This window comes from Amycolatopsis sp. NPDC041971 (assembly GCF_055588925.1).
In genome coordinates this window covers 1-19,899 of record NZ_JBVJCE010000007.1, presented here as the reverse complement: position 1 = coordinate 19,899, position 19,899 = coordinate 1, and the positions used below count along the sequence as shown (strand labels likewise).

Annotated in this window: 16 protein-coding genes and 1 pseudogene; 16 read left to right on the top strand and 1 reads right to left on the bottom strand. The window is 69.2% G+C overall.

Annotated elements, in window-relative coordinates:
- Nucleotides 1-2: 2 nt before the first annotated feature.
- The 13 genes from ACZ6DT_RS16140 to ACZ6DT_RS16080 are packed head-to-tail and all read left to right on the top strand — an operon-like array spanning nucleotide 3 to nucleotide 16,693.
- Nucleotides 3-2,276, top strand: coding sequence for a class I tRNA ligase family protein (locus tag ACZ6DT_RS16140; RefSeq protein ID WP_465594931.1), 2,274 nt, complete (start codon nucleotides 3-5; stop codon nucleotides 2,274-2,276).
- Nucleotides 2,273-5,566 carry a non-ribosomal peptide synthetase gene (locus tag ACZ6DT_RS16135; protein WP_465594928.1) on the top strand — a complete coding sequence of 1,098 codons (3,294 nt, stop codon included), beginning with the start codon at nucleotides 2,273-2,275 and terminating at the stop codon, nucleotides 5,564-5,566. Before ACZ6DT_RS16140 ends, ACZ6DT_RS16135 begins: the two co-directional genes overlap by 4 nt.
- A complete protein-coding gene (locus tag ACZ6DT_RS16130; RefSeq protein WP_465594925.1) occupies nucleotides 5,563-7,110 on the top strand; it encodes an AMP-binding protein in 1,548 nt (515 codons plus the stop codon). The genes ACZ6DT_RS16135 and ACZ6DT_RS16130 overlap by 4 nt, the downstream gene beginning before the upstream one ends.
- Nucleotides 7,100-7,366, top strand: a complete 267-nt coding sequence (locus ACZ6DT_RS16125; protein ID WP_465594922.1) for an acyl carrier protein — start codon at nucleotides 7,100-7,102, stop codon at nucleotides 7,364-7,366. The genes ACZ6DT_RS16130 and ACZ6DT_RS16125 overlap by 11 nt, the downstream gene beginning before the upstream one ends.
- Complete coding sequence (locus ACZ6DT_RS16120) at nucleotides 7,363-7,980, top strand: GNAT family N-acetyltransferase (protein ID WP_465594919.1); 618 nt, start codon at nucleotides 7,363-7,365, stop codon at nucleotides 7,978-7,980. The genes ACZ6DT_RS16125 and ACZ6DT_RS16120 overlap by 4 nt, the downstream gene beginning before the upstream one ends.
- Nucleotides 7,977-9,002, top strand: coding sequence for a C45 family autoproteolytic acyltransferase/hydolase (locus ACZ6DT_RS16115; protein WP_465594916.1), 1,026 nt, complete (start codon nucleotides 7,977-7,979; stop codon nucleotides 9,000-9,002). The genes ACZ6DT_RS16120 and ACZ6DT_RS16115 overlap by 4 nt, the downstream gene beginning before the upstream one ends.
- A 14-nt stretch (nucleotides 9,003-9,016) precedes the next feature.
- Complete coding sequence (locus ACZ6DT_RS16110; protein ID WP_465594913.1) at nucleotides 9,017-9,772, top strand: thioesterase II family protein; 756 nt, start codon at nucleotides 9,017-9,019, stop codon at nucleotides 9,770-9,772.
- On the top strand, nucleotides 9,772-10,701 hold the full coding sequence (locus ACZ6DT_RS16105) for a beta-ketoacyl-[acyl-carrier-protein] synthase family protein (protein WP_465594910.1): 930 nt from the start codon (nucleotides 9,772-9,774) through the stop codon (nucleotides 10,699-10,701). Before ACZ6DT_RS16110 ends, ACZ6DT_RS16105 begins: the two co-directional genes overlap by 1 nt.
- The gene (locus tag ACZ6DT_RS16100) at nucleotides 10,691-12,904 is read left to right on the top strand and encodes an iron-containing redox enzyme family protein (RefSeq protein ID WP_465594908.1); all 2,214 of its coding nucleotides are present in this window, start codon (nucleotides 10,691-10,693) and stop codon (nucleotides 12,902-12,904) included. The genes ACZ6DT_RS16105 and ACZ6DT_RS16100 overlap by 11 nt, the downstream gene beginning before the upstream one ends.
- Nucleotides 12,901-13,941 (top strand): saccharopine dehydrogenase, encoded by a 1,041-nt coding sequence (locus ACZ6DT_RS16095; RefSeq protein WP_465594905.1) that lies wholly within the window; start codon nucleotides 12,901-12,903, stop codon nucleotides 13,939-13,941. Before ACZ6DT_RS16100 ends, ACZ6DT_RS16095 begins: the two co-directional genes overlap by 4 nt.
- The gene (locus ACZ6DT_RS16090; RefSeq protein WP_465594902.1) at nucleotides 13,934-15,070 is read left to right on the top strand and encodes a saccharopine dehydrogenase C-terminal domain-containing protein; all 1,137 of its coding nucleotides are present in this window, start codon (nucleotides 13,934-13,936) and stop codon (nucleotides 15,068-15,070) included. The genes ACZ6DT_RS16095 and ACZ6DT_RS16090 overlap by 8 nt, the downstream gene beginning before the upstream one ends.
- A 29-nt stretch (nucleotides 15,071-15,099) precedes the next feature.
- Nucleotides 15,100-16,419 carry an ATP-grasp domain-containing protein gene (locus ACZ6DT_RS16085; RefSeq protein ID WP_465594899.1) on the top strand — a complete coding sequence of 440 codons (1,320 nt, stop codon included), beginning with the start codon at nucleotides 15,100-15,102 and terminating at the stop codon, nucleotides 16,417-16,419.
- A 49-nt stretch (nucleotides 16,420-16,468) separates the two neighbouring features.
- A complete protein-coding gene (locus ACZ6DT_RS16080) occupies nucleotides 16,469-16,693 on the top strand; it encodes an SDR family oxidoreductase (RefSeq protein ID WP_465594896.1) in 225 nt (74 codons plus the stop codon).
- 340 nt (nucleotides 16,694-17,033) lie between these two features.
- Here ACZ6DT_RS16080 and ACZ6DT_RS16075 read toward each other — a convergent pair whose 3' ends face one another.
- Entirely contained in the window at nucleotides 17,034-17,897 is an 864-nt protein-coding gene (locus tag ACZ6DT_RS16075) for an alpha/beta hydrolase (protein ID WP_465594893.1), read from the bottom strand.
- Between the two features lie 447 nt (nucleotides 17,898-18,344).
- Here ACZ6DT_RS16075 and ACZ6DT_RS16070 point away from each other — a divergent pair.
- The 3 genes and pseudogenes from ACZ6DT_RS16070 to ACZ6DT_RS16060 all read left to right on the top strand — a co-directional run.
- Nucleotides 18,345-18,723: pseudogene (locus ACZ6DT_RS16070) on the top strand (DDE-type integrase/transposase/recombinase); the annotation flags it as partial.
- Between the two features lie 286 nt (nucleotides 18,724-19,009).
- Nucleotides 19,010-19,345, top strand: coding sequence for a hypothetical protein (locus ACZ6DT_RS16065; protein WP_465594890.1), 336 nt, complete (start codon nucleotides 19,010-19,012; stop codon nucleotides 19,343-19,345).
- Between the two features lie 3 nt (nucleotides 19,346-19,348).
- The coding region (locus ACZ6DT_RS16060; protein WP_465594887.1) for a hypothetical protein at nucleotides 19,349-19,899 on the top strand (551 nt) is incomplete at its 3' end.

The following is a 19,899-nucleotide window of genomic DNA, read 5'->3' as shown; positions in this document are numbered from 1 at the left end:
TCGTGGAGATCAGTACGTTCACCGGCGAAGGACTGACCCGGGCGTTCGGCATCGATGTCGCGGCCTTGGATCCGGGCGCGGACGACGACCTGGGCGTGGGGGCGTCCTGGGGCCGGGTGGCACCCGGCGTGCGGTCGCTGACCCACCAGCATGACGAGACCGAGATATGGGTCCTCGTCGCCGGAAGCGGCGACCTGGTCGTCGACGGTGCCGGCTACCGGATCGAGGCCGGGACGGTCGTCCGGTTCGACCCGTTCGAAACCCACTACGTCACCAACAACGGAGAGACCGACCTGGTACTGGTGTCGTTCTTCTGGCGCGACCTCACCCGTGCGACGGCCGCCGCCGGGGAATCGGTGCGCCGCCGGTTCGGTGAGCGTCCGGTCTTCGTGTTCTCCTCCGCCCCGACCCCGAACGGGGATCTGCATCTGGGACACCTCGCGGGGCCGTTCTTCGCCGCCGACGCCTACACCCGGTTCCAGCGGATGAACGGCGTCCAGGCCTGGCACCTTTGTGGTACCGACGACTACCAGAACTACGTCGAGGCGGCCGCGGCGAAGGAAGGCCGGAGCGCGCTGGACACCGCGGCCCACTACAGCGAGCGGATCCGCGAAACCTTTGCCGCGATGGACATCGAAGTCCATCAGTTCACCGCGACCAGCGTCGACGACACCTACCCGGACGGGCTGCGCGCCTTCTTCGGCGCGCTGGCAGGCTCAGCTCCGGTCCGGCTGACCGAGGCCGACGCGCTGTTCGACCCGGAATCGGGCAAGTATCTCTTCGAATCCGGTGTCACCGGCAGCTGCCCGTCCTGCGGGCAGACCACCGGCGGCAACATCTGTGAAGGCTGCCGCGAGCCCAACTCGGTGGCCGATCTCGGAAACCCGGTGTCGGTCGAGTCCGGTGCCCCGCCCCGCCGTGGCACCGTGCGCCGCTATCAGCTGTCCCTGCACGAACTCGCCGACTATGTCCGTGACCACCATCGCCGGGGCCGGGTACCCGCCTCGGTCAAGGAACTGGCCGCCCGGGTGCTGTCGGACGGTCCCGTCGAGTTCCCGCTGACCCATCCCTCCGACTGGGGACTGGCCCCTGACGAGTCCGATGTGGACGGACAGGTCATCTGGTCGTGGGTCGACCTGGCCTACAGCTTCCTGCACGGCATCGGCGCGCTGGGTGCGCGCATCGGCCATGACTGGAAAGCCGCCGATCCGGACCAGGACTGGAAGATCGTGCATTTCCTCGGGGCCGACGGGACCTTCTTCCACCCGATCGCCTACCCGGCGCTCTACCGGGCGGCGTATCCGGGTTGGGAGCCCGACATCGACTACCACGTCAACGAGTTTTACCTGCTCCAGCAGAGCAAGTTCTCCACCAGCCGCCGTCACGCGGTGTGGGGGCGCGACGTGCTCGGTCCCGAGACCGCGGACGCGTACCGGCTCTATCTGGCGCTGACCCGCCCGGAGGGCAGGCGGACCAACTTCGATCCGGACGAGTTCGACGTCTTCACCCGCGAAACGCTCGAAGGCCAATGGCAGGGCTGGCTCGCCGGTCTGGGCGAGCGTCTCGCCCGCGACCACGGCGGCAAGGTGCCCGACGCCGGTATCTGGACCCCGGAACACACCGCCTTTTTGGCCAGGCTCACCGAGCGGCTCACCGCGCTGACCCGTGCACTGGGCGCCGACGGCTTTTCCCTGAACTCCGCCGCTGCCCACCTTCTCGGCCTGGTCGAAGACACCCGCGTGTTCGCGGCCGGGGAGTCGGCCGCCGCGCATCTCGGTGACTGGGCCGACGAGGCGCGCACCGCCCTCGCGCTCGAGGTGGCGGCGGCCCGGTTGCTGGCCACCTGCGGCACCCCGGTGGTGCCCCGGTTCGCGGGTGCCCTCGCCGAGGCACTGGGGCTGCCCGCCGAACGGAGCTGGCCACGGACGGTGGAACTGGTCCCCGCGGGAACCACCGTGACCCTCGCCGGCCGCACGTTCTTCGGGGCGAAGCAGGAAAGCGCCGCCGAGTCGCCCCTGCTGCCCTGGCTGTCCGACGTGGTTCGCGAGGTGCTGAGGCTGCCCGCCGACGAGCCCGTGGCGCATCTCTCCCTGGCGGAGCTGGGAATGCAGTCGATTCAAGCCGTCGCGCTGCAGTACCAGCTGACCGACCAGCTGGACGCCGACGTCTCGCTGGAGACGCTGCTCAACGGCGGTGACGTCGCCAGGCTCGCCGACACCCTGGTCAAGGAGCTGCCCGAGGACGTGGTGCGCAAACACGCGGAGGTGAGCCGATGACCACGATCGAACGAGAGACCGCGGCTCAGGTGGTTCGCGAACTCCGCTCGCGAGGACTCAGCGTCAGCCTCTCGGGTTCGGACCTGAAACTGCAGGGGCCGCGCGAGCGGATGGACGCCGAACTGATCGCGAAAGTCAAGGCGCACAAAGCCGAACTGGTCGAATATCTGGACACTCCGCCCGGCACGCCGCTGACCGCGTTGCAACGCGGCTATCTGATCGGCCGGGACCGGCAGGTGGAGATCGGCTCCGCCAGCCACATCTACCACGAGATCTCCGGCAGCTGGGACATCGACGGGTTGGAAAGCGCGCTGAACACGGTGGTGGCCCGGCACGGAATCCTGCGCACCCGGTTCACCGAGGACGGATTCCAGATCGAGCAGCGCTCCGCGCACGTCCCGATCGTCCGGTACGACCTGCGCGGCAAATCCGCCGAGGAGCAGCACGCCCACCGGGAGTCGGTGCGCGCCGACCGCGGTCACCGTAGCCTCCCGGCCGACGAAGCGCCGCTGCTCGCCGTCGCGGTCACCCTGCTCTCCGACGAGGAGATGCTGCTGCACGTCGACCACGACGGTCTCGTCCTCGACGCGATCAGCGTCTTCCTGTTCTTCCAGCAGTGGCACGCCGCGTATACGGGTGCGACGGCGGACGCGGGGGAGGAAGCGAGGTTCGCCGACTTCGTCGCAGCGCGGGAACGTGCCCGGACCAAGGCCCCGGCCGGACGGTCGAAGGAGTACTGGCTGGCCCGCCTGGACGACCTGGCGCCGTGTCCGGATCTGCCGTTGCGCACCGGCCCGGCGGCGATCGCGGAGGCCCGGTTCACCGCTCGCTTCGCTCGGCTCGATCGTCCACAGTGGACCACGTTGAAAGAGCTGGGCGCCCGGCACGGGCTGACACCGTCGGGGCTGCTGCTGGCGGTCTATGCCGAAGTACTGGCCTGCTGGGGCGCGGGCGAGCGGTTCACCCTCAACGCCACGGTGGCCAACCGGCCGCCGATCCATCCCCGGATCCACACCGCGCTGGGCAACTTCGGCGAGACCATGCTGGTACAGGTCGAGCCGGAGGCAGGCGGCGGGTTCGCCGACCGGGCCCGCGCCATCCAGGCATCGCTGCGCGAGTCGCTGGACAACCGGCACTTCTCCGGCATCGAGGTGCTGCGCGAGCTGGCCCGCCGGGACGGCGCGGACGCCCGGATGCCCTACACCTTCAACAGCGCCATCGGCTACGAAGGCGCCGACGGGTCGGCGATGGAGCTGTTCGGGCCGGAGGTGTACACCGAGAGCCAGACCCCGCAGGTGTGGCTGGACGTGTCACCCTACGAGCAGCACGGCGGGGTCGTGGTCCAGTTCGACAGTGTCGACGAGCTGTTCCCCGAAGGACTCGTCGACGCGCTGGTCGGTGGATACCAGCGGCTGCTCGGCGAACTACGGGACCCGGACGCCTGGTCGAGGCGGACCTTCGACCTGCGCCCGGACGACCAGCGCGGCCGCCGGACCGAGGTCAACGACACCGCGACCGAGATCCCGGACCCGGTTCTGCCCCAGCGCTTCCTGGCACAGGTTCAGTCCACTCCGGACGCTCCGGCGGTGATCACCGGCACGGCCGAGATCAACTATCGCGACCTGCACGCGCACGTCCAGCGCGCGGCGCGCTGGCTGCGTGATCGCGGAGTGCGCCGCGACGAGCCGGTCGGGCTGGTGATGACCCGCGGCCCCGAGCAGGTCGCGGGCATCCTCGCCGTCGTTCTCGCCGGAGGCGCGTATCTGCCGGTCGACGCCGGACTGCCCGCCGAGCGGCGTGCGCTCATGCTGGCCGACGGCGGAACCCGGTTCGTCCTGACCAACTCCGGCTACGGCGACGACGAGCGCGAGGTTCTCGACCTCGACCTGACGCGCCCCGCGGAGACAGTCGAGCCGGTGAGCCCGTTGCCCGACGCCGATCCGGGCGACCTGGCATACGTGCTTTACACCTCCGGCACCACCGGCAGGCCGAAGGGCGTCATGGTCACCCACGGCGCGGTCGCCAACGTCGTCGCCGACTGCAACAGCCGGTTCGGCGTCGGTCCCGGTGACCGGTTCTTCGGCATCAGCTTGTTCTCGTTCGACCTGTCGGTCTACGACGTGTTCGGTGCGCTTTCGGCCGGTGCGGCCGTCGTGCTGCCGGATGCCGACCAGGCGGCCGACCCGGTGCACTGGCTGCGGCTGTGCGACCAGGCGGGGGTGACCGTGTGGAACTCGGTCCCCGCCATCGTCGGGCTGCTGCTCGAGCAGGCCGAGGCCGACGGCGCCGAATCCCTGCGGACGTTGCGGCTGGTGATGATGAGCGGCGACCGGCTGCCCCCGGCGCTCCCGGCCGCGCTGCGGGCGATCCGCCCCGGACTGGACGTGATCTCGCTGGGCGGGCCGACCGAGACGACGATCTGGAACATCTCGCATCCGGTGGGCACCGACGAGGACGGCTCGGAGACGATCCCCTACGGCAGGCCCAACGCCAACAACCGGGCCTACGTGCTCGACGCGGCGGGCCGCGACCTGCCGGACTGGGTCACCGGCGAGATCTGCGCGGCGGGCATCGGCCTGGCGCGCGGCTACTGGAACGACGAGGAGCGGACCGCGGAGCGGTTCTTCGAAGACCCGGTCCGCGGCGAACGGATCTACCGCACCGGGGACCTGGGCCGGTGGCTGCCCACGGGGGAGATCGAGATCCTCGGCCGGTCGGACTTCCAGATCAAGGTCAACGGCTACCGCATCGAGGCGGGTGAGGTCGAGACCAGGCTTCTCGCACTGGACGCGGTTCGCCGCGCCGTGGTGGCCCGCCAGTCCGGCGGCCGGGGCGACCGGCTAATCGCGCATCTCGTGCCCGCCGGCGGCGAGCGGCCCACCGCCCACGAGATCGGCGAGCAGGTGCGTGCGGTGCTCCCGCATTACATGGTGCCGTCCGGGGTGTACTGGCACGACGCGTTTCCGCTGACCCGTAACGGAAAGGTCGACCGCGCCCGGCTGCAGCAGCACAAACCCGACGCGGTCGCCGTCGCCGAAGCGCCACCGGACACCGAGTTGGAGCACGAGGTCGCGCAGCTGTGGGCGAAGGTGCTCAAAGTCGACGCCCCGCCCGTCACCTCGACCCTGTACGACCTCGGCGGCGACTCGCTGGCCGCGGCCCGGATCCTCGCGGGCGTCCGGAAACGGTTCGGCGTCGGCTTCACGCTGGATCGGCTGCCCGAACTGGACACCGTGCGCCGCATGGCCGCGTTGATCGCGGCCGCCCCACCGAAGGGGGACCGCCGATGACCACCACCGAACCGGGGACCACCGTCCGGGTGCTGAACGAGATCAACACGACACCGCCCGAACCCGGGCACCGGCTGCACCTCGCCCGGCTCGACCGCACCGAGCAGCTCGACCTGTCCGAGGTGCACGAGATGGCGGGCCGGCTCGCTCGTGCCCTCGTCGATCTCGGTCTCCGCCGCGGTGACAGGATCGGGATCCTGGCGCCCAACTGCCTGGAATGGGTGCTGCTGGACCTCGCGGCACTGCGCGTCGGCGCGGTCACCGTCGGCTTCGACCCGGCCAAATTCGACGCGGACCCGGCACTGGCCGTCCGATACGGCCTGACACTGCTCTTCGCCGACGGGGAGGGCGACCGGGTCCAGCCGCTCGCCGACGTCCGCGCGCTGGCCACCGACCAGGACGCCGTCCCACCCGAGCCGGTGCGCTACCGGCCGGATGACTTCACGACCCTCAAGCTCACGTCGGGCAGCACCGGCGAGCCCAAGGGCATGACAGCGTCGGCGGGCAGCATCGACGCCGGGATCGCCGCCGTGCAGGAGATCTTCCGGCACGGCGCCGACGACAACCTGTTCGTCTTCTTGCCGTTGGCGGTCCTGCAGCAGCGTTACTGGATCTATTCGGCCCTGCGCTACGGTCACGACGTCACCTTGAGCACCTACGAGGCCGCGTTTCCGACGCTGCGTCGGGTCAAGCCCACCGTGGTGATGGGGGTGCCGGGATTCTTCGCCACCGCCAAGGCCTACATCGAGCAGCAGGTCGCCAGGGCCGGCCCGGAGACCCCGCCGTCGGAGGCACTGGCCCAGGGCGCCCGCCGGGTGTTCGGCGACCGGATCCGCTACCTGTGGACCGGCTCCGCCCCGGCCGCCGAGGACGTCCTTCGCTTCTTCACCGACGCCGGATTGCCCATCTACGAGGGCTACGGGCTCAACGAGACCTGCGTCGTGGCGAAGAACCACCCCGGCGCGCATCGCCCCGGTAGCGTCGGAAAGGTGTTGCCGCACAAAGAGGTCCTGATCGACGGGGACGGCGTCGTGAGCGTGCGCAGCCGGCCTCCGGTGTGCGACCGTTACGAGTTCGCGCCGCCCGGCGCGTCGGAGCGGGTGTTCCCCGAACCGGGTCTGGTTCGCACCGGCGACCTGGGAGAGCTGGACGACGACGGCTATCTCTACATCAAGGGGCGGGCCGACGACGTGATCGTGCTCGAGAACGGGCGGAAGGTGGTGGTGCGCCCGGTGGAGGACCATATGCGCACCAGTCCCGCCATCGCCGAATGCGTGCTGTTCTGCCCCTCCCAGACGTATCTGGTGGCGGTGGTGTCCCCGGCGTCGCTGCCCGCCGACGAGGCGGCGATCGCCGAACAACTCGCCCGCACCAACGCGGCTTTCGGAACCGACGAGCAGATCCGCAAGGTGGTCGTCGCCGCCGAACCGTTCAGTGCCGGCAATGGGCTGCTCAGCTCACAGTTCAAACCGCTGCGGTCGCGGATCGCCGACCGCTACCACGACGAGATCCACGATGACCAGGGGAGCGTCCATGTCTGCTGAACCGTCCACCATCGACGACGCGGTGCGGGACAACCTGTCCCGGGTGCTGAGCAAGCCTGTCGAACCCGCCGAACTCGACCCGGACCGCGATCTCGCCGACGGCTACGGTCTGACCTCGATGCAGAAGGTGATGTTCCTGATGTCCGCCTGCGACGACACCGGAGTCGGCCTGGAGACGTTCACCGAGCCGGATGTGGCGGCCATGCGCACCCTGCGCGACGTCACCGACGCGCTCGCCGGGGCGGTGACGAAATGACCGGGCAGCGCTGGGCCGATCTCGCCCGCACCGAACTGGCCGATGACCACGTGGTGCTCCGGCCGATAGCCGAAACCGACCGCGAGCCGCTGCGCACACTCGCACTCGACCCGGCGATCTGGCGCTACTTCGTGCAGCTCATCGAGACCGACGAGCAGTTCGACGCGTTCTTCGACGCCGCCGTCGCCGACCAGGCCAACGGCGACCGGGTCGTATACGTGATCACCGACCGGGAAACCGGGTTGATCGCGGGAAGCATGAGCTTCTGCAGTATCAACCAGGACGCGGGACGGCTGGAGATCGGCTGGTCCTGGCTGGGCACGAAGTTCCAGGGCAAGGGCGTCAACCACTGGGCCAAGTACCTGATGCTGCGTGAAGCCTTCGACGTCCTGGACGCCGAGCGGGTCGAATTCAAGACCGACGTGCTGAACAAGCAGGCACGGCAGGGGCTTCGCAACATCGGCGCGGTGGAGGAGGGCGTCTTGCGCAGCTTCAACCCGATGCCGGGTGGCCGCCGCCGGGACGCCGTCTACTACAGCGTCCTGCGCGCCGAATGGCCCGACGTGGCGGCCACCCTGCTCGCGGGGAAGAAAGGCAAGGAGAGCGGCTCGTGACCGTCCCCTTCGTCCGTGCCCACGGTGACGCGTTCACCCGCGGCCGGGCGCACGGTGAGGCGCTGGCGACGGGATTGCGCCATTTCCTCGGCGACCGTCTCGCCCGGCTCAACGCGCTGTCGCCGGACCCGCTGAGTCTCGACGCGCTACGCCCGGACCTCGCCGAGTACACCCGCGCGATCGACGAACAGCTCCCGGACCTGGGCACGGAGATCCGCGGCCTGGCCGAAGGGGCGGGCATCGCCCACGAGGAGGCGGTGCTGCTGCAGATGCGCCGCGAAGTGCTCGGCTACCAGAAACTGCCGACGATGGGCGACTGCACCACCTACGCGCGGACCGGCTCCGACCCCGTGCTGGCGCAGACCGTCGACCTCAACGGCGATCTCGACGACCACCTCGCCGTCCTGGACGTCCGATCCGGGCCGCGACGGTCGCTCGTGCTCAGTTTCGGCGGTCTGCTCGGCTATCTGGGGGTCAACGGCGCCGGCCTCGCCGTCGGGCTGAATCTGGTGCTGGCCGGGAAATGGCGCCACGGGCCGTCGCCGTATCTGGCGATCCGGCATCTGCTCGACACCTGTGACAGCGTCGCCGAGGCCGTGGAGACCCTACGAGGCCTGCGGCTGGCCAGCTCGCGTTCGGTGACCCTGTGCGATCTCACCACCACCGCCTGGGTGGAGATCGCCGATGACGACCTGCGGTCGACCGAGGGGCCGGAATCCGTGCACACGAACCACTTCCTGCATCCGGACCTCGCCCCCCGCGACGAACTGACCGTGTTCGCGCGCAATTTCTCGCTCCAGCGGCTCAAAGCCTGTCAGGCGGGGATCGAACGGCTGCCGGAACAGGCGTCCACAGAGGACCATTTCGCGCTGCTGTCCCGTGCCCCCGTGCGTGTCGCCGGGAACGGCGACATCCGCCGCGAGAGGACCGTCGCCACGGTCGTGCTCCGGCCGGATCGGGGGGAACTGCACGTTCGCCCCGGCGACCCGGCCCATTCGTCCACCGAAACCTTCACGCTCTGAGAGGAGACGTCCCGGTGCCCGACTGCTTCCTCACCCGCGGCGGTGATCGCCCCGCCAGAGTCTTCTGCTTCCCGTACGCGGGCGGCGATCCGCGCGTCTACCTGGAATGGCAGGAGCGTCTCGACGACCACATCGACGTCGTCGCGGTCTGCCCGCCGGGCAAAGCGCACCGGGCGCACGAACCACTGCCCGTGTTCGACGACCTCGCCGACGACCTCGCCGCCGCGATCGCCGACGAGGTCGGCGCGGATCCGCGGCCGGCGCAGTTGTTCGGCCACAGCTTCGGCGGGCTGCTGGCCTTCGAGGTCGCCCGCAGACTGCGCGACCTGCCCGCGGTCGGCCACCTGACCGCGTCCGGGGTCTCCGCGCCCTCGCTGCTGCCCTCGGAGCGGGTGCGCCGGATCGCCGACCTCGACGGCGCCGATTTCGCCGACGCACTGGTGTACTTCGGGCAGTTCCCGCCCGAGGTCGTCGCGGACAAGGACGTGCTGAACCTGCTGCTGCCCGGCCTCAAGGCGGACTTCGACCTGGCCGTGGGGTACCGATACCGGCGGACACCACCGCTGGAGATCGGGGTGTCGGTCATCGTCGGCACGGAGGACCCGCACGTCGGCGACGTCCAGGTCGCGCCTTGGGCCAAGGAATGCGTCGAACCTCCGGAGCATTTCCGTGTCACCGGCGGGCACTTCTACTTCGACCCCGATCCGGGACCCGTCGTCTCCCTGCTGCGCGCGCACGCCGAGGCCGCCACCCACGTGGAGGTCATCTGATGACCACCGGTGTATACCTCAGCGATCCGTGTTACGTGCTCGGCGAGCAGGAGGTCGACCACGCGGACCTGCCAGGGCTGGAAGCCAAGGCCGAGCGCTACGGGCTGGCCTTCGAACCCGGACTGTGGGGCTGGGGCAGCGTGTTCCGCACCGAGCGCGGACTCGACGACCTCGCCGTCGACGCGGGCACGAAAGCGCTGCTTGCCGGCGGGAGCGATCCGGACGAGGTCGACGCCCTGGTGTTCTGTTCGACCTGCCTGCCGGGGCCACCGGAGGGACACGGCACGTTCATCCGGGGAATGCTGACCCGCCTCGGTCTCGGCGACATTCCCGTCTACGGCACGAATCTGGGCCGTTGCGTCAACCTGCTGTCCGGTTTGGACATCGCCACCGCGCTGGTCGGCAGCGGGCGGTTCCGGCGGATTCTCGTCGTCACGGCGGATCGGGTGTTCGACGAGGACGCCCGGATCACCGGGTACGCGCTGTTCAGCGACGGCGCCGCCGCGTGCCTGGTCGGCGCCGAGGAAGGCGGCTACGAAGTCCTCGGCTGCGCGTCCGCTCAAGAGACCGCTTCGCTGGACTGGTCGTCCGAGATCAGCTCCGACCTCGCCAAACAGGTCAACGAGCAGCTTCTCGGCCCCCGCGGGATCGACACCAGGGAACTGGATGCCTTGCTGCACGCCAACATCTACCTGCCGCTGCTGGTGATGAAGGAACGGCAAGCCGGTTTCGCCCCTGGCCAGCTGGACACCACGAACATCACCCGGATCGGTCATTGTTTCGCCGCCGACCCGCTGATCAACCTCGCCGATCGCGAGGCCGCGGGCCGAGCCCGTCCCGGCGGGCACTACCTGCTGGCAGCGAGCGTTCCCGGCTCCCGCATCGGGGTTCTGGTCCGCAAACCGGAAGGAGCGGCCGATGGCCGTTGAGCCGACCCTCGTCCCCGACGACACCACGACCTCCTTGCCACCGAGGCCGTTCCACTTCACGCCAGGCACCGGCGAGGTCGTCGACGCGGTGATCGCCGCCGGCCCGCGTGAGATCTTCCGCACCCTGTTGCAGGACCGCGAGTCCGAGGCGACCCTGTTGCTCGCTCGCCGGGTCCTGCACGCTTTCCTCGCGCGACCCCGGGGGCGGGCCGTGGACGACCTGCCCGCCGCCGTCGGTGAGCTGGTCGAACAGGCCCGTGCCGATTTCGCTCCGGTGCGCGCGTCCATCGCCGCGGCCGACCAGGAGGTCCGCGCCGACCTGCTTCGTCAGCGCGGAGTGATCGCCCTGCTCGACGGCTGCTGGCTCGACGCGGTGTCGCAGCCCGCCACCCAGCCCGCCATCGTGGTGAACCGCCTGTTCGCCCACCACGTCGTCCTCGCCGGAGGCGGTGACCCGCTCGAATCCGTGCGGCATCGCCGGGCTCGGGCACTGGAAGACGCCGGGGCGGCGTTGCCCGACGTCGCCGCCGCCGACTTCCTCGACCGTGCCGAGGCCCGGCCCGCGACGATCCTGCTCGCGTGTTTCCCGCTGGCGCTCGCGGTGCTGCCCGCCAACTTCCTGCCCGAGGTCGTCGGTGTCCACCACGCGTTCCACCGGCTCGGGCTCGACGACCGGCTGCTGGGCACACCGCCGCCGATCCCGCCGGGCGACCTCGACGCACTGCTCGCCGAGTACGCCGGCCAGGCGAGCCCGGAAGACCGTGAGCGGGTGCTGGCCGCGGTCGAACTGACGCTGTCGCTGGAAAGGGAACACCTAGGCCTGCTCACCGAACTGCTCGAATTCCGGCGCACCCAGACCTTGGAATCGAAGGTCGCCGAAGTGATCTCCCGGCACGCGCCGCTGGCAGGCAGACAGCACGGCCGGGTCACGCTGGGCGATCGGACACTGGTGGAGACGTTCGCCGGATTCGGCCGCGCCGCAGCCGGTGCCGGACCCGCCGCGCTCGCCGAATTCCTCGCCGAATTCCGGGAATCCCCGTACCTGGCCGAACAACCGGACGGTGACTGCCTGTTTCTGGCCGCGACCCGTTTCGGGGGAGCGATGTTCGGCATCTTCGACGAACGCGAGGCCAAGGTACTCGCCGACTGGATCGCCACCGTGCACAAGGGGGACAAGCCCACGATCACCGTGCGGCCGAACACCGTCGGCGACGATCTCGCGGCTCGCCGGTCCGCCGCGATCCGCGACGCCCGGCCGGACGACGTCGTGTTCGACGATTCGCCGCCGTCCGACGATCGCGAACTGTTCTACCGGCTGGTGAACATCGAGAACCACGCCGCGACCCTGCACATGGCCGCCGAACGGGCGGAGCGGTGTTTCACCGACGCGCAGGTGCTGTTCGAACACGGCGCGGGTGGCCGCTACACCGACGCCAGCTTCTTCGAGTACGACGCCGACGCGCTCTACGCGCGGGCGGAGAAAATCTACTGGGAGAAGCTGGTCGACCCGTACCAGCCGCTGGACGAAGTCCCGGACGCCGACGAAGTGCTGTTCGAACAGAGCACCTACCAGCTGACCTACCTGATCGACGGCGCCTGGTTGCACCGTGTCGGCAGGCTGGGCCGCCGGGAACGGGAAAGCGACGGGATGCTGTTCCGGATTCACGCCGATGAAATGGGCAATGGTGACCCGCGCAAGAACCATCTCACCCTGACCCGCCGCGCGATGGTCAGCCAGGGCCGGGACCTGCCGCATATCCGGACCGAGGAGTTCACCGAGCAGGACGAACTGCCCGACGCCATGTACGGTTTCGCGTTGCAGCAGCTGTCGATGTGCCTGTTCCCGGACCGGTTCTACAACGAGATCCTCGGCTACAACCTGGCGATCGAGATGTTCGGCTCCGGGGAGATGCGACTGCACGAGATCCAGAAGCTGCGTCACCACGGTTTCGACGACTGCTACGAGCAGGCGCACTTGACCATCGACAACTTCTCCGCCGGCCATGCCAAACAGGCCGCCGACATCATCGTCGCCTATCTGGACCGGGTGCGGCGGACCAGTGGTGCCGCGGCAGTGGCGGAAGAGTGGCACCGGGTCTGGCGCGGTTATGCCTCGTTCGCGTTCTTTCTGGAACAACCGCTGCTTCGCGAGGTCGCGACGGCGGAGCCCACCGACCACGAGAGCGCGGAGCTGCTGCTGTGAGCGAAGTGCGCTTGCTGATGCGCGAGGAGTTCCGGCCGACCGAGCGCCGCGCGCCGTTGTCCCCGGATTCGGCACGCGACGTGATCCGCGCGGGCGTCGCCCTCAGTGTGGAATCCTCGTCGCGAAGGGTATTCCGCGACGAGGACTACGTCGCCGCGGGCTGCGAGCTCGTCCCGGCCGACAGCTGGTCCGATACCTCGGACGAGGTGTTCGTACTGGGGCTGAAGGAACTGCCCGAGCATCCCGCCATCCTGAGACACCGGCACATCTACTTCGGGCACGCCTACAAGAACCAGCCCGGCTCGCGGGCACTGCTGCGCCGCTTCACCGAAGGCGGAGGAGCGCTCCTGGATCTGGAGAGCCTCGTCGATGAGGAAGGCCGTCGCGTCGCCGCCTTCGGCTACTGGGCGGGCTACGTCGGCGCCGCGCTCGCCGTGCTTCGCCACCGCGGCCGGCTCTCCGAACCACTCGCACCCATGGCCCGCGAGAGCCTGGACGAAGCACTTCTGGCGGAGCGAAAACCCCTGCGCGCGTTGGTGATCGGCGCGCTCGGCCGCTGCGGTCGCGGGGCGGCCGACGCGCTCACCGCGGCGGGCGCCGAAGTGACCCGGTGGGATCTCGAAGAGACGCGGGACCTCGACGTGACTGCCCTGCTCGACCACGACATCCTGGTCAACGCCGTCCTCGCCACCGGTCCGATCACCCCGTTCCTGACCAGGGACACGCTACGCCGTCCCCGGCGGCTGACCGTGGTCGCCGACGTCACCTGCGATGTCGGGTCGCCGTGCCACGCGCTGCCGATCTACGACGAGACCACCACCTGGCGGGATCCGGTACGCCAGGCGGGCGATCTGGACGTGATCGCGATCGACAATCTGCCGTCGCTGCTCCCAGTCGAGTCCACTGTGGACTTCGCCGCGGACCTCGCGCCGTATCTGTCGGACCTCATCGATTCGGGCGTCTGGCGGCGCGCTTTCGCCGCGTTCGCCGCCGCCTGCGCGGACCACCACCTCAACCGGAAGGAAGATCATGTCTGACACCCCGGCCGTGCACTGGGTCGGCACCGGACTGTCCACCGGTCCCGGCCTCACGGCCGTGGCCGGGCAAACCCGTGTCATTCTCTGGGGCCGCACCGAAACCAAGGCCGAAGACTGCCTGAAGCGGCTCGGCGCGACAGGTGAACCACGGGCGTTCACGCCCGAGGCGCTCGCCGCGGAGGTCGACGCGGGCGACATCGTCGTCTCGATGCTGCCGGGTACCGAACATCCGGGACTGCTGCGGATCTGCCTCGACAAGGGCGCGCACTTCGCATGCAGCAGCTACGCCTCGGACGCGATCCGAGACGGCGCGGACAAGGCGGCCGCGGCGGGGCTCACCGTGCTCACCGAAATCGGGCTGGACCCGGGCATCGATCACCTCTTCGCTGACGTCCTGGTCGAACGGGCGGCGCGGGCGCTGGGCCCGGACACTGGCGTCACGGCGGAGTTCACCTCCTACTGCGGCGGGGTTCCCGCCGAACCGAACGAGTTCCGCTACCGGTTCAGCTGGGCCCCGCGGGGAGTCCTCACCGCGCTGCTCACGCCGGCGCACTACGTCGAGGCGGGCGAAAAGCACGTCGCCGATCGCCCGTGGGAGGTGGCGCGGCCGCTGGACCTCAACGGCGAACGGTTCGAGGTCTATCCGAACCGGGACAGCCTGCCCTACATCCGCCAGTACGGGGTGCCGGAAGCCTGGCAGCTGGACACCTTCGTACGCGGCACCCTGCGCCTGGACGGCTGGCTCGACGCCTGGGCGGACGTGTTCGCCGAACTGCGCCGAGGCGACTCCGACCGGATCACCGAACTCGCGGCCGAACTCGCCGCCCGCCATCCGACCCGCGCCCAGGACCGGGACCGCGTGGTGCTGGCCGTCGAGATGTCCGCCCGGCGCGTGGACGGACGTACTTGGTCGGGCCGGTACTCGCTGGACCTCACCGGGGACCCCGGGGCCAGCGCGATGGCCCGCTGTGTGTCCGTTCCACTCGCGCTCGGCATCGGCGAACTGCTCGACGGCGCCCTGCCCGCCGGCCTGGTCCAGGGCGCGACCGACCCGGCGGCCGCCGCGCGTTGGCTCGACCGCCTCGCGGCGTGGGGCCTGCCGATCCGTGTCACCGGTACCGACCTTTGAACCGATCCGCCGACCAGCGAGGAGGCAGCATGACCCAGCGGACAGACAAGCCCGGAGCCGTCATTCTCACCGGCTCTTTCCCGGTGATCAGGAGAAATCCGCTTTACCTCGGCGAGCTGACCCGGCGCGGCCTGTGTGTCCTGGTGATCACCGCCGAGTCCTATCGTGACCAGGCGGCCGAGGCGATCGGCGACCCGGGCAACCCGGCGTCGCAGATCACCGAGATCGGCTATGTCTCGGGTGATTTCACCGTGCAGGGCGCGTTTCTCGCCGGGGCGATCGCGCAAGCCACCGCCTGGCGGGACAGGTACGACATCGTGGGCGCCTACGCCGTCGGCGACTACCTGGCCGAGCCGACCGGCCTGCTCTGCGACGCACTCGGCGTCCCGTCGCCCGGTCTGCGCGCGAGCCGCGCCTGCCGTAGTAAGTTCCTGCAGCGCTGGTACGCCCCGGATCTGAGCCCGCGGTCGCTGACGATTCCCGCGGGAGACCGGGAAACCGCGGACCTGTCCGGCGTCACCTATCCGGCGGTGGTCAAACCCGCGGGCCGCTCGTCCAGCTCCGGCGTGGAGACCGTGCACGACGAGGCCGAGCTGCGCCGTCGTCTCCCCGACTATCCCGGCCACGAGGTCGTCCTGATCGAGCAGAAGATCGACGGCCCGGAGTACTCGGTCGAAAGCCTTGTGCAGGAAGGCGAGATCATTTTCGCCTCGGTCACCGGCAAGGAAACCACCGACTCGCACGCCCGCACCTTCGTCGAACTCGCGCACAGTGTGCCGACCGCCGACGACAGCGTTCGCGACAGCCTGCTCGACGCGAACCGCGCGCTGCTCGCCGCTCTGGCATTCGCCGACGGCATCGCGCATTCCGAATGGCGGGTCGGTCAGGACGGCGTGCCCAGGCTGATGGAGATCGCAGGCCGTACTCCCGGCGACGGGCTCCTGGTGCTCTACCACCTGGCCACCGGCGCACCGCTGGAACCGGAGATCATCCGCATCGCCCTCGGCGAACGAGCGTCGTACCCACGACCGGTCCGTTACACGCGGCAGGTCTACCTCGAACACGAGACCGGAATCCTGGCCGACGTCACCGTCGAGTGGCCGGACGTGTACCCGGTCTGGATCGGGTCCAGCGGGGTGTGGCCGGACATCCTGCCCGGCACTCCCGAGGACGCGCCCACCCTGCGCGCGGTCTTGGTGCACCAGCCGCGGGGTACCGAACTGATGCCTTTGGCCAGCTCCGACGACCGCACGGTCAGCTTCTTCATCGACGCGGCCACCCCCGGCGAGCTGGACGAACTCGAGAAGAGGGTGCGCGCCGCGATTTCGATCGAAATAGTGCCCGGCTGATCTATGTGGCGCGTCCGCGTGGACGTGGCGACGTGCGGCGGGCGTTAGCTTGGCCTTGACCTGGGGCGGGCAGGCGCCGTACGCAATGGCCAAGGCCGCCTTGGAGGCTCTTGGCCGCGCGGCCGCCGTGGAACTCGGACCGCACGGACTCCGGTGCAACGGCGTGCGGCCCGGGTTCGTCATGGTGCCGCGTAACGCGCATCGCTGGCAGGACGCGGCGACGCGCGACGCGCGACGCGCTGACCGGGGTGCGGCCGCTCGGCCGACTCGCTGAACCGGACGACATCGCGCGCGGCCATTCGGAGAGCAAGGCAAGTACGGCGTGTTCTGGAAGCCGACGTCGCCGCTGGACCTGGGCGATCTTACGCCCTTGCGTCTGACCCATCACAGCTGGAAAGACGAGCTGTCCCATCGCCATTTCAACGCGTTTATGAGACCACTTCTTGCTGGCTGCCGCACTGAGGATCAACTCGATATCCCACACTAGCGACATCGAGAGGCCCGGCAGTCGCTGTACTGCCGGGCCCCTTGAACGTTCGTAGGCGATGGAAAACCGGGTTGGTGAGTACCCCGAGAGCGCCCCCGCCGCCGAAGCCGGCGGCGGGGGCGCTGTCTCAGACGAGACCGGTCAGCAGTTCGGCGAAGACCCGCGGCCGGCTGAAGTAGCCGACGTGCGACGAGTCCAGGGTGTGCACCTCGAAGGGGTTGTGCGGAGTCAACCCGTCGGCCTTGCGGATCATGTGGTCCTGGACCGCCGGGGTGATGCTGCGATCCGCGGTGAGACGGACGTAGGTATGAGGAACACGCCCCCATCCGTCTGCCTGAACCAGCGCGCCCGGCTCGAGCACCGCGTAGTTCTCGTCCGGATCCAGGGAGTCGAGCAACAGCCGGAACTGGTGGTCGGTGGAGTCGGCCATGATGGCGGTCTTCAACTCGGCGAACAATGCCGTGTCGCCGTGGGCACTGCGCCAATTCAGCCGGGCCACACCGGGTTCGTCCACCTCCGGCACGGTGATCCGCGCCGCGAGGGCGTCCAGCAGGTTGTCGTCGACCACGTCCCACGGTTCGGTGAGCATGGCCGGGTCGCTGAGACAGAGGGCGGAGAGGTAGACGACGCGGTCGAGCAGTTCCGGCGCGGCGTTGGCGACGGCACTGATCGTCAGCCCGCCGAGGCTGTTTCCGACCAGGACGATCGGTCCTCGGCCGGTGAGCCGCCGCAGGGTGTCCACCACATGCCGCACGTTGTCCTGCAACGTGACTCCGCGCAGCGGGGAGGGAGCGGCCGCCAGTGCCGCGAGGTCCTGCGGTTGCCGGTAGTAGGCGGCGGGGCTGTCCGCGAGGTCGCCGTGGCCGGGGAGGTCGACGGCGTGCGAACGGTACCCGAGCAGAGCCAGTTCGTTCTGCAGCGGGCCCCAGGCCCGTGCGTTACTGGAACCACCGTGAACGAATACGAAAATGGGGCGCGAAGGTGCGCTCATGATCAAGATCCTTGTCATCCTTTGGCGAACAGTGGACGTGGACCTCGACGCCGACGACGGGCGGCATCAGGTCAGCACGCCGACCGGATGCGAATGGCTTGCCAAGTGTGGATGACGGAACACATACCGATCACCTTAGCCGGAAGTGCCGCCGGACGCCCCTGATTTACCGGGGGCCGGAGATCGACAGGCCGCGGGGCCGCGTCGAGCACCGGCTGAACGAACTCCCGGCCACGCGCCATCGGCGGGTAACGCCCGGCCTTCGGGACGTTGACCAGCCTGCCGTCGGCGCAGGCGTCGAGAAAGCGGTATTCGTCGCGGCGTAAGTGGTCGCGTGGGTGAGCACGGCGAAATCGGCGAGAGCGCTGGCTGATTCTCCGACACGTCTGGGAGAACCGTCACCGAATCGCTCGAGCACCAACCCTGTCCAGGCAAAGACTCCAACTCTTGTACCTGTGTGCGATCAAGGACTGCTACTCCAACAAGATCGTCGGATGCTCCATCGCCCCGCACATGCGGGCCTCACTCGCCGTCAGCGCGCTGCGCAACGTGGTCGCACTCCGGAGCCCGCGCGGTGTCGTCGTCCACTCCGACCGCGGCGCCCGGTTCCGCTCGGTCGCCTACCGGCGTCTGCTGCGTGCTCACGGGCCGGCCGGGTCGATGGGACGGGTCGGTGCGTGCGGTGACAACGCCGCGATGGAATCGTTCTTTTCCTTGCTGCGAAGGAAGATCGAGACGAGATACCACCGCGAACGCCGACAACGACGGCTGGCAAGCTCACCCAGTCGAGTTTGAGACTAGCTACACCACCGCAACAGCGGCCTGAGAAACAGCCGGCTCCGGTGTCGACCGAAGTCTGGGCAGACCCAGTAACAGCGCGGCGAGCAGTTCCCTGCTTCAGGTTCAGGGCGGCACCGTCGGCCGCGGCTCGAACGGGCGTGCAAGGTGGAACTGCACTTGGTCGCTCCAGGTCACGGTTCCGTGCGGCCTGCTTTCTCAACTGTACGAGGGGATTTGCTGGAAAATGAATCGCCAGTGAACCGGGTCTCGGCATAGTGCTCTTCTGGTTTGGCCGTGACTGGCGCGGCCAGCGGATACAAGGGCGGAAAGCCATGGATCTCAAACGGTCTTCGAAGAACGGCGTGGCAGGCCTGATGACAGCGAGCGACGGGGTGGCGGTGGCGTCAGCCTTCGGCCACGACGAATCGACGGGCCCGGTGCCGCCCACCTTGGCCGCGGTGCCGGCGGCACCGGCGGGCGCCGGGAAGTCGCACATCCTGCCCAAGCCGTTTCTTGGCGAGCTGATCACGCCGGAGCCGGAGCAGGTACAGGACTCCGGCCGGGTGAGTGTCTCGCTCGAATCAGCGCAAGCGAAGCCAAGCGAGACCCGCGCGATCCCGAGGACGAGCCCTGATGGTTCGTCCTCGGCATCCGTGGGCCGGAGGTGACCCATGAACGACACCAAGGTCGATCTGCGACGGGCAGTCCTCTATTCGGTTTCCGGCGGTGTTCTGACGGCATTCTTCGGTGTCCTGGGCGCGGCCTCGGCCCAGGCGGCGCCAGGCCCGCCGCCTCTTGTGAAGCCACCGACCGTGAAACAGCTGGAGAAGGTGGTGACCGCGCCTGCGCCGAAAGCGGTGCCGATGCCTGAGCGTGGCGGCACCGTGAAGCAGCAGCAGGATGAGAAGCGGGTGATGAATCAGCGTCGGACCGAGCAGACGAAGAAACAGGCACAGCAGCAAGCAGAAGAAAGTCGGAAGAAATTTAAGGAGCAGCAGGAGGAGGCCGATCGGGAGAATCGGAAGTTCGCGTCCCAAGCAGCCGCGTCGCGTGATCAGGCTGCGAGAAAGGCCAAGGAGCAGCAGGAGGAGGCCGATCGGGAGAATCGGAAGTTCGCGTCTCAGGCGGCCGCGTCGCGTGATCAGGCTGCGAGAAAGGCCAAGGAGCAGCAGGAGGAGGCCGATCGGGAGAATCGGAAGTTCGCGTCTCAGGCGGCCGCGTC

Excerpts from the sequence above, each read along its gene's own strand:
- ACZ6DT_RS16135 (WP_465594928.1), top strand. The coding sequence starts at position 2,273 with ATGACCACGATCGAACGAGAGACCGCGGCTCAGGTGGTTCGCGAACTC.
- ACZ6DT_RS16130 (WP_465594925.1), top strand. The coding sequence starts at position 5,563 with ATGACCACCACCGAACCGGGGACCACCGTCCGGGTGCTGAACGAGATC.
- ACZ6DT_RS16125 (WP_465594922.1), top strand. The coding sequence starts at position 7,100 with ATGTCTGCTGAACCGTCCACCATCGACGACGCGGTGCGGGACAACCTG.
- ACZ6DT_RS16120 (WP_465594919.1), top strand. The coding sequence starts at position 7,363 with ATGACCGGGCAGCGCTGGGCCGATCTCGCCCGCACCGAACTGGCCGAT.
- ACZ6DT_RS16105 (WP_465594910.1), top strand. The coding sequence starts at position 9,772 with ATGACCACCGGTGTATACCTCAGCGATCCGTGTTACGTGCTCGGCGAG.
- ACZ6DT_RS16100 (WP_465594908.1), top strand. The coding sequence starts at position 10,691 with ATGGCCGTTGAGCCGACCCTCGTCCCCGACGACACCACGACCTCCTTG.
- ACZ6DT_RS16090 (WP_465594902.1), top strand. The coding sequence starts at position 13,934 with ATGTCTGACACCCCGGCCGTGCACTGGGTCGGCACCGGACTGTCCACC.
- ACZ6DT_RS16085 (WP_465594899.1), top strand. The coding sequence starts at position 15,100 with ATGACCCAGCGGACAGACAAGCCCGGAGCCGTCATTCTCACCGGCTCT.
- ACZ6DT_RS16075 (WP_465594893.1), bottom strand. The coding sequence starts at position 17,897 with ATGAGCGCACCTTCGCGCCCCATTTTCGTATTCGTTCACGGTGGTTCC.
- ACZ6DT_RS16065 (WP_465594890.1), top strand. The coding sequence starts at position 19,010 with ATGGATCTCAAACGGTCTTCGAAGAACGGCGTGGCAGGCCTGATGACA.